Source organism: Rhodoplanes sp. (genome assembly GCF_013377085.1).
Taxonomy (GTDB): domain Bacteria; phylum Pseudomonadota; class Alphaproteobacteria; order Rhizobiales; family Xanthobacteraceae; genus Rhodoplanes.
On record NZ_JACAAX010000033.1, the window covers coordinates 64668 to 78651 of the forward strand.

Annotated in this window: 10 protein-coding genes; 9 read left to right on the forward strand and 1 reads right to left on the reverse strand. The window is 68.0% G+C overall.

The features are described 5' to 3' along the window. Nucleotides 1-20 precede the first annotated feature (20 nt). The 8 genes from nuoN to HXX10_RS20870 all read left to right on the forward strand — a co-directional run bounded on the left by nuoN (nt 21) and on the right by HXX10_RS20870 (nt 9178). A complete protein-coding gene (gene nuoN / locus HXX10_RS20835) occupies nt 21-1457 on the forward strand; it encodes an NADH-quinone oxidoreductase subunit NuoN (protein WP_296524856.1) in 1437 nt (478 codons plus the stop codon). Between the two features lie 226 nt (nt 1458-1683). Beyond that, nucleotides 1684-2505, forward strand: a complete 822-nt coding sequence (locus tag HXX10_RS20840) for a biotin--[acetyl-CoA-carboxylase] ligase (protein WP_296524858.1) — start codon at nt 1684-1686, stop codon at nt 2503-2505. Continuing rightward, nucleotides 2505-4175, forward strand: a complete 1671-nt coding sequence (locus HXX10_RS20845; RefSeq protein WP_296524878.1) for a ribonuclease J — start codon at nt 2505-2507, stop codon at nt 4173-4175. The genes HXX10_RS20840 and HXX10_RS20845 overlap by 1 nt, the downstream gene beginning before the upstream one ends. An 88-nt stretch (nt 4176-4263) precedes the next feature. Further along, complete coding sequence (mce, locus tag HXX10_RS20850; protein WP_296524859.1) at nt 4264-4668, forward strand: methylmalonyl-CoA epimerase; 405 nt, start codon at nt 4264-4266, stop codon at nt 4666-4668. A gap of 136 nt (nt 4669-4804) precedes the next feature. Further along, entirely contained in the window at nt 4805-5077 is a 273-nt protein-coding gene (locus HXX10_RS20855; protein WP_296524861.1) for a DUF1467 family protein, read from the forward strand. Nucleotides 5078-5546: 469 nt separating this feature from the next. Continuing rightward, nucleotides 5547-6875 carry a proline--tRNA ligase gene (gene proS / locus HXX10_RS20860; RefSeq protein ID WP_296524863.1) on the forward strand — a complete coding sequence of 443 codons (1329 nt, stop codon included), beginning with the start codon at nt 5547-5549 and terminating at the stop codon, nt 6873-6875. A gap of 319 nt (nt 6876-7194) precedes the next feature. Continuing rightward, a complete protein-coding gene (locus HXX10_RS20865) occupies nt 7195-8466 on the forward strand; it encodes a lipoprotein-releasing ABC transporter permease subunit (RefSeq protein WP_296524865.1) in 1272 nt (423 codons plus the stop codon). A 19-nt stretch (nt 8467-8485) separates the two neighbouring features. Beyond that, a complete protein-coding gene (locus tag HXX10_RS20870; protein ID WP_296524866.1) occupies nt 8486-9178 on the forward strand; it encodes an ABC transporter ATP-binding protein in 693 nt (230 codons plus the stop codon). A gap of 167 nt (nt 9179-9345) precedes the next feature. Here the strand turns inward: HXX10_RS20870 and HXX10_RS20875 are convergent, their stop codons facing one another. Continuing rightward, complete coding sequence (locus HXX10_RS20875; RefSeq protein WP_296524869.1) at nt 9346-9603, reverse strand: PilZ domain-containing protein; 258 nt, start codon at nt 9601-9603, stop codon at nt 9346-9348. A 568-nt stretch (nt 9604-10171) separates the two neighbouring features. Between HXX10_RS20875 and dnaE the strand changes: the two genes are divergently transcribed. Next, complete coding sequence (gene dnaE / locus HXX10_RS20880) at nt 10172-13780, forward strand: DNA polymerase III subunit alpha (RefSeq protein WP_296524872.1); 3609 nt, start codon at nt 10172-10174, stop codon at nt 13778-13780. Nucleotides 13781-13984: the final 204 nt, after the last annotated feature.

A 13984-nucleotide genomic window follows, 5' to 3' on the forward strand; every position in this document is an offset into this window, starting at 1 on the left:
AGGCTAACCACGGCATCCCGATGAACCACGCAGCCGAGCTTCCCGCCCTGTTCCCCGCGATGCCGGAGATCATCCTCGCCGTCGGGGCCATGGTGCTGATCCTGATGGGCGCCTTCCGGGGCAACCAGTCGACCGGCGCGGTCGCGGGCTTCGCCGTGATGCTGCTGATCGCCGCCGGCGTCGTCGTCGCCGTCATGCCGAGCGAGACGTCGACCACCTTCGGCGGCAGCTTCGTGCTCGATCCCTTCGCGCGCTTCTTCAAGCTCCTGGTGCTGGTCGGCTCGGCCGTCGCCGTGGTGATGTCGAGCGAGTTCCTGTCGACGCCGGATCGGGCGCGCTTCGAGTATCCGGTGCTGATCGTGCTCTCGACCACCGGCATGCTGATGCTGATCTCGGCCGGCGACCTGATCGCGCTCTATCTCGGCCTCGAGCTGATGAGCCTGTCGCTCTATGTGGTCGCCGCCATCGACCGCGACCGGCTCAAGTCGACCGAGGCGGGCCTCAAATATTTCGTCCTCGGCGCGCTCTCCTCCGGCATGCTCCTGTACGGCGCCTCGCTGGTCTACGGCTCGACCGGGACGGTCACGTTCGCCGGCATCGCCCAGGGCGCCGCGGCGGGCGGCATCGGCCTCACCTTCGGGCTCGTCTTCCTGCTCGCCGGCCTGTGCTTCAAGATCTCGGCGGTGCCGTTCCACATGTGGACGCCCGACGTCTACGAGGGCGCGCCGACCCCGATCACGGCCTTCTTCGCCGCCGCTCCGAAGGTCGCCGCCATGGCGGTGTTCGTGCGGGTCGCCACCACGGCCTTCCCTACCGTCGGGGTGCAGTGGCAGCAGATCGTCGTCTTCGTCTCGATCGCCTCGATGACGCTCGGCTCTTTCGCCGCCATCGGCCAGACCAACATCAAGCGGCTGATGGCCTACTCGTCGATCGGCCACATGGGCTTCGCGTTGATCGGGCTCGCCTCCGGCACGGTCGAGGGCGTGCAGGGCGTGATGATCTACATGACCATCTACGTCGCCATGACGCTCGGCACCTTCGCCTGCATCATCGCCATGAAGCGAGAGGAGGGGCCGGTCGAGAACATCGCCGATCTCGCCGGGCTCGCCCGCACCAAGCCGGGTGTCGCCTTCCTGCTGGCGATGCTGATGTTCTCGCTCGCCGGCATCCCGCCGCTCGCCGGCTTCTTCGCCAAGTTCTACGTCTTCCTCGCCGCCGTGAACGCCGGGCTCTACGCGCTCGCCGTCATCGGCGTGGTGACCAGCGTGGTGGGCGCCTACTACTATCTCGCCATCGTCAAGGTGATGTATTTCGACGAGCCGGCGCCGGCCTTCGTGCCGATGCGCGGCGAGCTCGGCGTGGTGCTCGCCGTCACCGGGCTGTTCGTGCTGCTGTTCTTCGTCTGGCCGGCGCCCCTGGTGGACGCCGCATCGACGGCCGCCAAGTCGCTGTTCTGAGCCGATCCTGGGGAGTTGGCCCGATCCTCGTCGGGCGGGGCTCACCCCCCCTCCCTGACCCTCCCCCACAAGGGGGAGGGAACGAAAGAGCCGCCGCCTTGTCCTCTCGGGATCCGCAGCAATCGGTTTGCTCATTGAGCTGCGGCAATTCGCAGCCGGCTCCCTCCCCCCTTGTGGGGGAGGGTCGGGGAGGGGGGGGGCTCCACGCTCGGCGGGTTCGAGCGTGATGACCGATCCTCCCGACATCTCCCGTCCGATTGCCCTCCACCCCGCCGCGCAGGCCGCCGGCGTCGCCCACGTCGCCTTCGACACGCTCGACTCGACCAATGCCGAGGCGCTGCGGCGTGCCCTGGAAGGCGAGCACGGGCCGCTGTGGATCACGGCGGAACGCCAGACGGCGGGCCGGGGGCGTCGCGGCCGCGTCTGGGCGTCCGAGTCCGGCAACCTCCATGCGAGCCTGCTGCTCGCCGACCCGGCGCCGATCCCGCAGGCCTCGCAGATCTCCTTCGTGGCGGCGCTGGCGGTCCACGACGCCGTCGCGGCCGTCGCCCCGGCCGTCGCCGCCCGGCTCACCCTGAAATGGCCCAACGACCTCCTGTGCGGCGGGAAGAAGCTCGCCGGCATCCTGGTCGAGGGCGAGACCCGCCACGGCCTCACCGTGGTGGTCGGCATCGGCATCGACTGCCGCCACCACCCCGACGATACCCTCTATCCGGCGACGGACCTTCTCGCCGAGGGCGCCGATGTCTCGGCCGCTGCGATGTTTTCGGCGCTGTCCGGGGCCATGCAGGCCCGGCTGGCGGAGTGGGAGCGCAGCCTCGGCTTCCCCGGCATCCGGGCCGCCTGGCTGGCCCGCGGGCCGGCGCCCGGCACGCCCCTGAAGGTCCGTTTCGAGGAGACCGAGACGACCGGGCTCTTCGAAACCATCGACGAGCACGGGAATCTGCTAATTACCGGAGCCGAGGGGGTCCACAGGATCGCGGCCGGCGACGTCTTCCCGCTGGCGCGACCGGATCCGGCCCCTTCCTCGAACCGGCGACACCCATGATCCAGAAAGCCGACGAACTCGTCTTCGCCCCGCTCGGCGGGGTCGGCGAGATCGGCATGAACCTGTCCGTCTACGGCTATGGGCGGGAGCGCAAGAAGTCCTGGATCGCGGTCGATCTCGGCGTCTCCTTCGGCGGCGGCGAGGACCTGCCGGGCGTCGACCTGGTGATGCCCGACATCCGCTTCCTCCTGCAGGAGCGCAAGAATCTGCTCGGCCTGATCCTCACCCACGGGCACGAGGACCATTTCGGCGCGATCATCGACCTGTGGCCGCGCATCAAGATGCCGATCTACGCGACGCCGTTCACGGCGGCGCTGTTCGAGGCGAAGCGCGAGGCGGAGCCGGGCGCCCCGGAGATTCCGATCAACGTGGTGCCGCTCGGCGGCACCATCAAGCTCGGGCCGTTCGAGGTCGAGTTCGTCTCGATGTCGCACTCGATCCCCGAATCGAACGCCCTGATCATCAAGACGCCGCTCGGCAAGGTGCTCCACACCGGCGACTGGAAGCTCGACCCGACCCCGGTGGTCGGCCCGGCGACCGACGAGGCGCGGCTGCGCGCGCTCGGCGCCGAGGGTTGCCTGGCGCTGGTCGGCGATTCGACCAATGCGGTGCGCGAGGGCCGGTCGCCGTCGGAAACCGAGGTTGCCGCGACGCTGGCGAAGCTGATCGCCGAGGCGCCGCAGCGCGTCGCCGTCACCACCTTCGCGTCGCATGTGGCGCGGGTCCGCAGCGTCGCCGAGGCGGCGTACGCCTGCGGCCGCGAGGTCGTGGTGGTCGGCCGCGCCATGGAGCGCATCAGCCAGGTGGCGCGCGAGACCGGCTATCTCGACGGCATCGCGGATTTCCGCTCGGCCCAGACCTACGGCTACCTGCCGCGCGACAAGGTGGTGTGCCTGTGCACCGGCAGCCAGGGCGAGCCGCGCGCTGCCCTCGCCCGCATCGCCGCCGATGCCCATCCGGAGATCGGCCTCACCAAGGGCGACCGGGTGATCTTCTCGTCGCGCACCATCCCGGGCAACGAGAAGGTCGTGAACCGGGTGATCAACGGCCTGATCGGGCAGGGCGTCGAGGTGATCACCGAGCGCACCCATCTGGTGCATGTCTCCGGCCACCCGCGGCGCGAGGAGCTCACCGAGCTGTTCGGCTGGGTGAAGCCGCGCGTGATGATCCCGGTGCACGGCGAGCCGCTGCACCTCGCCGAGCACGCCGCGCTGGCGCGGAAGCTCGGCGTGCCGGACGTGGTCGGCTGCCGCGACGGCGACCTGGTGCGGATCGCCCCGGGCCCGCCCGGCATCGTCGACGAGGTGCCGCAGGGTCGTCTCTACAAGGACGGCAACCTGATCATCGAGGCGGAGGCCCGCACGGTCGCCGACCGCAAGCGGCTCGCCTTTGTCGGGGTCGTGTCGGTCGCGGTGGCGCTCGACGAGACCGGCGTCATGGCCGCGGATCCCGAGATCGCGCTGATCGGCATCCCGGAGACCAACGCCAAGGGCCGCAGCTTCGCCGAGATCGTCATGGAAACCGTGGCCGAAACGGTCGAGCATTTGCCGCGGGCGCGGCGGCGCGATCCGGACAGCGTCGCCGAGGCAGTCCGGCGTGCAGTGCGGGGCGGCATTGCGGCCTCCTGGGGCAAGAAGCCCCTGTGTCTGGTCCACATCTTGACGGTATAAAGGAGCCGGTATCGGCCGCCGCGGACGGTCCGCGGCGCCAGCATCGAAGCACCAACACTCGAAGCACGAGCACCGAGAGGGGACTGTCATGATCGGACGCCTCAACCACGTGGCGATCGCCGTGGGCGATCTGGACAAGGCCATCAAGCTCTATCGCGACACGATGGGCGCCGAGGTGTCCGAGCCGCTGCCGCAGCCGGCGCACGGCGTCACGGTGGTGTTCATCAAGCTGCCCAACACCAAGGTCGAGCTGCTCTATCCGCTCGGCGACAACTCGCCGATCGCCAAGTTCCTGGAGAAGAGCCCGGACGGCGGCATCCACCACATCTGCTACGAGGTCGAAGACCTCATCGCGGCCCGCGACAAGCTGAAGGCCGGCGGCGCCCGCGTGCTCGGCGACGGCACCCCGAAGATCGGCGCCCACGGCAAGCCGGTGCTGTTCCTGCACCCCAAGGATTTCAACGGCACCCTGGTCGAGCTCGAGCAGGTCTGAGGCTGTAAATCGTCATTCCGGGGCGCACCGAAGGTGCGAACCCGGAATCCAGCCCAGCATTGGGCTCAGCATCTGTATCTGGATTCCGGGTTCGCCGCTGCGCGGCGCCCCGGAATGACCAAGGGCACCACCCCCCATGCCCTGGACGACCTTCGCGGCCATCTATTTCGTGACCTGGTGGATCGTGCTGTTCGCGGTGCTGCCGTTCGGCGTGCGCTCGCAACACGAGCAGGGCGAGGTGCCGGCCGGCACCGACCCGGGCGCCCCGTCTGCGCCCGCGCTGCTCGCCAAGGCCGGCTGGACCACGCTGGTGACCACCGTCCTGGTCGGTCTGTTCTGGGGCGCCCACGCCAACGGCCTGGTCGACATCGAGAAGTTCGGCACCCTATGGGGGTTGTTTCCGCGGTGACGCTTCGCGGCGACCGGGGAGTCAATAATTCAATATATAACGCAGTTGCTTAGGCTTCATGCCAGCCGCGCTTCGCAAGCCTCTGACGGGATTCCCCGAAGACAAAAAAAAAGCAGGAACGACGTCCTGCCTTCTACTCCGAGTTTTTTGCCATTTCCCCGCTATGTTGTTTTCCGAGGCGGCAGCGATCGAGCGCGCCGTTTGGCTCTTCCTCCCACAGACCTGGACCACACCCCCGACGCAAGAAAGTTTCAATCCCGGTTGTCAGGGGCGACGTTCATGTCTTAGCGAATGGAATCTCGCTTGTCATCCAGGTAGTCGTGCAGTGCAACATCGCGTCTGAGTGTGTTGGTTAGCGAAACGGAAGCGCCATTGCAGGGATTGTACGCGCCGCCGAGATTTGTTCGATCGCCCTTGTATTTTCGACGCTAATCCGGTTTCTCTGCACCATTCTCCGAGGAGTTTCGACATGCGCCTGTCCCGATTCTTCCTGCCGATTCTGCGCGAGACGCCAAAAGAAGCGGATATTGTGTCGCACCGGCTGCTGCTGCGGGCCGGCATGATCCGGCAGGAAGCCGCCGGCATCTATGCGTTTTTGCCGCTGGGACTGCGGGTTCTCAACAAGGTCTGCCGAATCATCCGGGAGGAGCAGGACCGCGCCGGCGCCATCGAGATGCTGATGCCGACCATCCAGTCGGCCGAGCTGTGGCGCGAGAGCGGCCGCTACGACGACTACGGCAAGGAAATGCTGCGCATCAAGGACCGCCACGAGCGGGAGATGCTCTACGGCCCGACCAACGAGGAGATGATCACCGAGATCTTCCGGGCCTATGTCCGTTCGTACAAGGATCTGCCCCTCAACCTCTATCATCTGCAGTGGAAGTTCCGCGACGAGGTGCGACCCCGATTCGGCCTGATGCGCGGGCGCGAGTTCCTGATGAAGGACGCCTATTCGTTCGACCTCGACTACGAGGGTGCCCGGCACGCCTACAACAAGATGTTCGTCGCCTATCTGCGCACGTTCACGCGGCTCGGCCTGCGCTCGATCCCGATGGTCGCCGACACCGGCCCGATCGGCGGCAAGCTCAGCCACGAGTTCATCATCCTGGCCCAGACCGGCGAGAGCGAGGTGTTCTGTCACCGCGACTATCTCGACTTCCCGGTGCCGGACGCGACCGTCGACTTCGACGACATCGGCGGCGTCCAGACGATCGTCGACAAGTGGACCTCGCTCTACGCCGCGACCTCGGAAAAGCACGACGAAGCCGCGTTCTCGGCGATCCCCGAGGCCGACCGCGTGTCGGCGCGCGGCATCGAGGTCGGCCACATCTTCTATTTCGGCACCAAGTACTCGGCGCCCATGAAGGCCGTGGTGGCGGGCCCCGACGGCAGCGAGAAGCCGGTCCACATGGGCTCCTACGGCATCGGTCCGAGCCGGCTGGTCGCCGCCCTGATCGAGGCCTCGCACGACGAGGCCGGCATCATCTGGCCCGAGCCGGTCGCGCCCTTCCAGGTGGCGATCCTCAACCTCAAGCAGGGCGACGCGGCGACCGATGCGGCCGCCGGCGAGCTCTATCGCGATCTCACGGCGCGCGGCGTCGAGGTGCTCTATCACGACCTCGACGAGCGGCCGGGCTCGAAGTTCGCCGCCGCCGACCTGATCGGCATCCCCTGGCAGATCCTGGTCGGCCCCAAGGGCCTGAAGGAGGGCAAGGTGGAGCTCAAGCGCCGCGCCGGCGGCGAGCGCGAGCTTCTGTCGCCCGCTGCTGCGCTGGACAAGCTGGCGCCGCGGGGGTGAATTTTCTTGTCATTCCGGGATGCGACCTTGCTTCACCCTCCCCTGGAGGGGGAGGGTCGGGCGCGTGCGCAGCACGCGCTCGGGGTGGGGTGAGGCCGCAAACGCCGGCTTCGCCGATCACCCCCTCCCGCCGAGCGTTGCTCGGCGACCTCCCCTCTCCAGGGGGAGGTGAAAACAACACCAGCACGCCGGCCCGAATCCGCCTGAATTGGATGAAATCGGTCGTGCGGATCAAACTTGCGCGTAACGCCCGCGATCCTGCACGTCGATCTCGCTAATCCGCCAGAATCGGGTGTAATCCCGCGTGGAGAGAATCGTCATGAGTGACTCCGCCGCCGGGACCAGGCCGTTTGCGCCCTTCGAGTGGATGCTGTCGCTTCGCTATCTGCGGGCCCGGCGCAAGGAGGGATTCATCTCCGTCATCGCCGGCTTCTCGTTCGTCGGCATCATGCTCGGGGTGGCGACGCTGATCATCGTGATGGCGGTGATGAACGGGTTTCGCACCGAGCTTCTGGACAAGATTCTCGGGCTCAACGGCCACCTGCTGATCCAGCCGCTCGAATCGCCGCTGACCGACTTCGAGCAGGTGGCCCAGCGCCTCGCCGCCGTGCCGGGCATCCGGCTCGCCGCCCCGATCGTCGAGGGCCAGGCGCTCGCCTCGTCGCCCTTCGCGGCCAATGGCGTGCTGGTGCGCGGCATGCGGGCCGGCGACCTCGACAAGCTCGCCTCGATCTCCAAGAACATCAAGAAGGGCACGCTCGAGGGATTCGACCAGGGGCAGGGGATCGCGATCGGCAAGCGCCTCGCCGACCAGCTCTCGCTGCAGGTGGGCGACAATCTCACGCTGGTGGCGCCGCGCGGCGCCGTCACGCCGATGGGCACCACGCCGCGGATAAAGCCCTACAAGGTGGCGGCGATCTTCGAGATCGGCATGTCGGAATACGACGCCGCCTTCGTGTTCATGCCGCTGCCGGAGGCCCAGGCCTATTTCAACCGGTCGAACGACGTCACCGCCATCGAGGTCTACACCAACAATCCCGATGCGGTCGATCGCTACCGCAAGCTGGTCGCCGAGGCGGCGCAGCGGCCCATCTACATGATCGACTGGCGCCAGCGCAACGCGACCTTCTTCAACGCGCTGCAGGTCGAGCGCAACGTCATGTTCCTGATCCTCACCCTGATCGTGCTGGTGGCCGCGCTCAACATCGTCTCCGGGCTGATCATGCTGGTGAAGGACAAGAGCTCCGACATCGCCATCATGCGCACCATGGGGGCGAGCCAGGGCGCCATCATGCGAATTTTCCTGATCACCGGCGCCTCGATCGGCGTGGTCGGCACGCTGACCGGCTTCCTGTTCGGCACGCTGGTGTGCGTCAACATCGACTCGATCCGGCAGTTCCTCTCCTGGGTCACGCAGACCGACCTGTTTCCGCGCGAGCTGTATTTCCTCTCGCGCCTGCCGGCCGAGATGGACGTGGCCGAGACCTTCGCCGTGGTGGTGATGGCGCTCGGCCTGTCGTTGCTCGCGACCCTCTATCCCTCATGGCGCGCGGCCCGGCTCGACCCTGTCGAGACGCTCCGGTACGAGTAGCCCGGCGAGCACCCAAACCATGGCCGCGACCGAAAGCCCCGTCGTCTTCCTCCATCAGATCGAGCGGCAGTACCGGCAGGGCGACGTCACGCTCGACGTGCTGAAGGGCGCCGAGCTCGCCGTATGGTCCGGCCAGATGGTGGCGCTGATCGCCCCCTCGGGCGCCGGCAAGTCGACGCTGCTGCACGTCGCCGGCCTCCTGGAGCACCAGGATTCGGGCGAGGTGTTCATCGACGACGTGCCGACATCGGGACTGTCCGACACCGAGCGCACCCGCATCCGGCGCAACGACGTCGGCTTCATCTACCAGGCGCACCATCTGCTCGGCGAGTTCACGGCGGTCGAGAACGTCATGCTGCCGCAGATGATCCGCGGCCTGCCGCGCCGCAACGCGGAGGAGCGGGCCGCCGAGCTCCTGTCCTATCTGGGCCTGAAAGAACGGTTGACCCATCGGCCGATGGAGCTGTCGGGCGGCGAGCAGCAGCGCGTCGCCATCGCCCGCGCGGTCGCCAATGCGCCGCGCCTCCTGCTCGCCGACGAGCCGACCGGCAATCTCGATCCCAAGACCTCCGAGCATGTGTTTCGTGCATTGACACAGCTCGTGCGCGCCTCGCGGCTCGCCGCCGTGATCGCCACCCACAATCTCGACATCGCGGCCCGCATGGACCGCCGCGTCACCCTCAAGGACGGGCGCGTGATCGAGCTGGAGTAGGCGGAAGTAGGGTGCAATGAGCGAAGCGAATTGCACCCTAAAAAATCTGGCCGGCGCAATTCGCTGCGCTCATTGCGCCCTACAGCCCCCTTCCGCACAGACCGTGAACGGCCCGTTGATCCCGGTCAATCTTTCGGAAAGCCGGCTTGGTTGCGCCCGGTCGACCGTCAATCGAAGCTGACACCTAGGCGGCTCTCGGTGCGCCACATCACCTTGCAAGGATGGCGCAGCCCGCCGTCGAGCTGCAGCTCGAACTCGCGCGGAATTCCGAACGTCCCCGAATGAACCTGCAGGCAGGCGCCCGTGTCGGAGAGATTGCGCACCGCGCATTCGATCTTCGGCGCTTTGGCGCTGACGGCGATCCGGCCGGATTTCAGCACCCGGGCCCGCGTGGTCTTTCGCCGATCTTCCAGGCGCTCGTCCATGTGCGCCTCCATGCGCTGACGGCGGCCGACGCTGTCGTCGTCCGATCGCCGATACCATGGCGGTTTCGGTTTTCTGTTCGATTAATTCGACCGCGGAATCCTCCGGCTTTGTTCATCATCCGCCGCACTGGCCCAGAAGGCCGGACATTGATGACAACGGGCGTTGACATGAGAACATAGAAGGAACTATTGTTCTCTTCATGTTCTTTCCCCATCGAGGAGGCGACCATGCGCGCGGCAGCCAGCGACCTGATGCGAGCCCTGACCTCGGCGAGCTTGCTGGCCGGAACCCTGGTCGTCTGGGCCAAGCTGCTCGCCGTGCTGTGAGGCGCCGGCCGCAGGTGGTCGATCGTGGACGAGCTCCGAGGCAGGGAGGTCGGTGAGGGCAGACGGAGGTCGTTCCTGGTGGGGCCCGGAGCATGACCTGCGCAACGGGCGCGGGTGACGGCGCTTGTGGATGACGGCAGGTTCCCGCCGGGCGGTCTGGACGCCCGGGGGAGCGTCCGCGATGGTGAGGGGCTGGGCGGCCGCCGATTCCGGCGGTGCCCGATGCCGCGCGAGAGCCCCCGTGACCACTGCCAAGCCGACCCCGACCGCCGATCCGGGCTTCGTCCATCTGCACGTCCACTCGGCCTATTCGCTGCTCGAGGGGGCGCTGCCGATCGGCAAGCTGGCGACCCTCGCCAAGGCCGACCGGCAGCCGGCGATGGCGCTCACCGACACCGACAACCTGTTCGGCGCCCTGGAGTTCTCCGAGAAGATCGCCGGCTACGGCATCCAGCCGATCGTCGGCATCTCGCTCGCGGTCGAGTTCGGCGACCAGGAGCAGGGCGGGGTGCGCACCGGCCCGCACGGCCGCACGCTGCCGCGCCTGGTGCTGCTCGCCGCCCGCGAGCAGGGCTACCGCAACCTGATGCGGCTCAACTCGCGCGCCTTCCTGGAGACGCCGTCGACCGAGGCGCCGCACATCGCCCTCGACTGGCTCGAGGGCCACAGCGACGGCCTGATCGCGCTCACCGGCGGGCCGGACGGGCCGCTCGACCGGGCGATCGTCGCCGGCCAGACCCCGCTGGTCTCCTCGCGCCTGGCGACGCTCGCCCGGCTGTTCGACGGCCGGCTCTATATCGAGCTGCAGCGTCACGGCACCACGGCCGAGCGGGCGGCGGAAAGCGCCCTGATCGACCTCGCCTATGCGCAGGGCATCCCGCTGGTCGCCACCAACCAGCCGTTCTTCGCCACCGTCGACGACTACGAGGCGCACGACGCGCTCCTGTGCATCGCCGAGGGGCGGCTGCTCGCCGAGGCCGAGCGGCGCCATCTCACCTCGGAGCACCGCTTCAAGACCCGCGCCGAGATGGCGGCGCTGTTTTCCGACCTGCCGGAAGCCCTCGCCTCGACCGTGGAGATCGCGCGGCGCTGCAGCTATCGCCCGCGCACCCGAAAACCGATCCTGCCGCATTTCGCCACCGAGACCGGCGAGCCGCTGGACGAGGAGGCCACCGTGCGGGCCCGCGCCGCCGAGGGCCTGGAGGCCCGGCTGAAGGCGCACGGCTGCGCCCCCGGCCACACCGAGGAGGACTACCGCGAGCGCCTGTCCTACGAGCTCGGCATCATCGCTCGCATGGGCTTCCCCGGCTACTTTCTCATCGTGTCGGACTTCATCCAGTGGGCGAAGCGCCATGGCATCCCGGTCGGCCCGGGCCGCGGCTCCGGCGCCGGCTCGGTGGTCGCCTGGGCGCTGACCATCACGGATCTGGACCCCATCCGCTTCGGGCTGCTGTTCGAGCGCTTCCTCAATCCCGAGCGCGTGTCGATGCCGGACTTCGACATCGACTTCTGCCAGTTCCGCCGCGACGAGGTGATCCGCTACGTGCAAGCGCGCTACGGCCGCGACCATGTCGCCCAGATCATCACGTTCGGCACGCTGCAGGCCCGCGGCGTGCTGCGCGACGTCGGGCGCGTGCTGGAGATGCCCTACGGGCAGGTCGACAAGCTGTGCAAGCTGGTCCCCCAGAACCCGGCCAAGCCCGTCACGCTCACCGAGGCGATCGAGGGCGAGCCGAAGCTGCAGGCGGCGCGCGACACCGAGCCGGTGGTCGGCCGCGCCTTCGCCATCGCGACCAAGCTGGAGGGGCTGAACCGCCACGCCTCGACGCACGCGGCCGGCATCGTCATCGGCGACCGCAATCTCGACGAGCTGGTGCCGCTCTATCGCGATCCCAAGTCCGACATGCCCGTCACCCAGTTCAACATGAAGTGGGTGGAGCCGGCCGGCCTGGTGAAGTTCGACTTCCTCGGCCTCAAAACCCTCACCACGCTGGACACGGCCGTGAAGCTGTTGGCCCGGCGCGGGATAGAAATCGACCTCGCGCATATTCCGATCGACGACGCCAAGACCTACGACATGCTGGCGCGCGGCGAGACGGTCGGCGTGTTCCAGGTGGAAAGCCAGGGCATGCGGCGCGCCCTGATCGACATGCGGCCGGACCGCTTCGAGGACATCATCGCGCTGGTCGCGCTCTACCGGCCGGGCCCGATGGCCAACATCCCGACCTACTGCGCCAGAAAGCACGGCCACGAGCGGCCCGATTACATCCATCCCAAGCTGGAGCCGATTCTTCGCGAGACCTTTGGCGTCATCATCTATCAGGAGCAGGTGATGCAGATCGCGCAGGTCTTGGCCGGCTACACGCTCGGCGACGCCGACCTGCTGCGCCGCGCCATGGGCAAGAAGATCCGCTCCGAGATGGACAAGCAGCGCGCCTTGTTCTGCAAGGGCGCCACCGACCGCGGCGTCGAGCCGGCGCAGGCCGAGTTCATCTTCGACCTGCTGGCGAAGTTCGCCGACTACGGCTTCAACAAGAGCCACGCCGCCGCCTACGCGCTGGTCTCGTACCAGACCGCCTATCTGAAGGCGAACTATCCCGTGGAGTTTCTGGCGGCGTCCATGACGCTCGACATGGGCAACACCGACAAGCTGTCCGATTTTCGCTCGGAGGTGGAGCGGCTGGGCATCAAGATCGCGCCGCCGTCGGTGAACAGGTCGGGTGTCGATTTCGACGTCGACGGCCAGACGATCTTTTATGCCCTCGCCGCCATCAAGGGCATCGGCCGCCAGGCCGTCGAGGCGATCGTCACGGCCCGCGGCGCGACGCCGTTCCGCGATCTCGCCGACTTCGCCCGCCGGGTCGACCCCCGCCAGGTCAACAAGCGCGTGCTGGAAAGCCTCGCCGCCGCCGGCGCGTTCGATTGCATCGAGCCCGACCGCGCCCGCGCGTTTGCCGCCGTCGAGGCTGTGCTGTCGACGGCGCAGCGCACCCACGAGGCGGTGGCGAGCGGCCAGAACGAGCTGTTCGGCGGCGCCTCTGCGCCCGAGCCGCTGAGAATCCCGCCGGCCCCGATCTGGATGCCGGCCGAAAAGCTGCAGCGCGAATACGACACCATCGGATTCTTCCTCACGGGCCATCCGCTGGATGATTACGCGCATCTGTTGAAGCGCCTGCGGCTGCAGACCTGGGCCGACTTCTGCCGCGGCGTGAAGGCCGGCGCGACCGCCGGGCGGCTGGCCGCCACCGTGGTGTCGCGCACCGAGCGGCGGACCAAGACCGGCAGCAAGATGGGCATCATCGGCCTCAGTGACCCGTCCGGCCACTACGAGGCGATCCTGTTCGCCGAAGCCTTGTCGCAGTACCGCGACCTGCTGGAGCCCGGCAAGGCCGTGCTCCTCTTCATCGCCGCCCAGGCCGACGGCGAGGAGGTGCGCGCCAGAATCCAGACCGTCGAGCCCCTGGACGACGCCGCGGCAAAACTGCAGGCGGGCCTGCGCATCTTCCTGCGCGACGAGGCGCCGCTCGAGGCCGTAGCCAAGCGGCTGGAGCCGGCGGGCGGGGCAGGGGTCTTCGGCGCGAGCGCTGGCAACGGCAACGGCAACGGCCATGGAACGGGTGGCCGCAACGGTGGCTTCGGCGCCGGCACGAAAGGCCCGGGCCGCCCCGGCGCCGCCGCCCCGGCCGAGCCCTCCTCCCGCGACGGCAGCGCCGCCGGCGACGTCTCCATCGTCCTGCTGCTGCCCGACGCCGAGATCGAGGTGAAGCTCAAAGGCCGCTACAAAGTCTCCCCCCAGATCGCCGGCGCCATCAAGGCCGTGCCCGGCGTGGTCGAAGTGCAGGCGGTGTAGGACGGGGCGCCGTTCTCAACTCGACGGCCGGGACCCTTGAAGGAACCCGGGTTTCGTTGCACTCGACCCGGGCTACGCTTACGGCGCCGGCGCTGCGATCCGGCTCAGCAAGCGTGGCCCGGCGTCCTTCGTAGCCTGTACGGAGCGCAGAGACTGGGCAAGAATCGGCGGGTCGAGCTGATGTAAGATTCGTCGCATGACGAA

What these genes read in the sequence shown, in the direction of transcription:
- HXX10_RS20855 (WP_296524861.1), top strand. Translation starts at nt 4,805, where the DNA reads ATGCCCTGGACGACCTTCGCGGCCATCTATTTCGTGACCTGGTGGATC.
- HXX10_RS20870 (WP_296524866.1), top strand. Translation starts at nt 8,486, where the DNA reads ATGGCCGCGACCGAAAGCCCCGTCGTCTTCCTCCATCAGATCGAGCGG.
- HXX10_RS20865 (WP_296524865.1), top strand. Translation starts at nt 7,195, where the DNA reads ATGAGTGACTCCGCCGCCGGGACCAGGCCGTTTGCGCCCTTCGAGTGG.
- HXX10_RS20875 (WP_296524869.1), bottom strand. Translation starts at nt 9,603, where the DNA reads ATGGACGAGCGCCTGGAAGATCGGCGAAAGACCACGCGGGCCCGGGTG.
- nuoN (WP_296524856.1), top strand. Translation starts at nt 21, where the DNA reads ATGAACCACGCAGCCGAGCTTCCCGCCCTGTTCCCCGCGATGCCGGAG.
- HXX10_RS20840 (WP_296524858.1), top strand. Translation starts at nt 1,684, where the DNA reads ATGACCGATCCTCCCGACATCTCCCGTCCGATTGCCCTCCACCCCGCC.
- proS (WP_296524863.1), top strand. Translation starts at nt 5,547, where the DNA reads ATGCGCCTGTCCCGATTCTTCCTGCCGATTCTGCGCGAGACGCCAAAA.
- mce (WP_296524859.1), top strand. Translation starts at nt 4,264, where the DNA reads ATGATCGGACGCCTCAACCACGTGGCGATCGCCGTGGGCGATCTGGAC.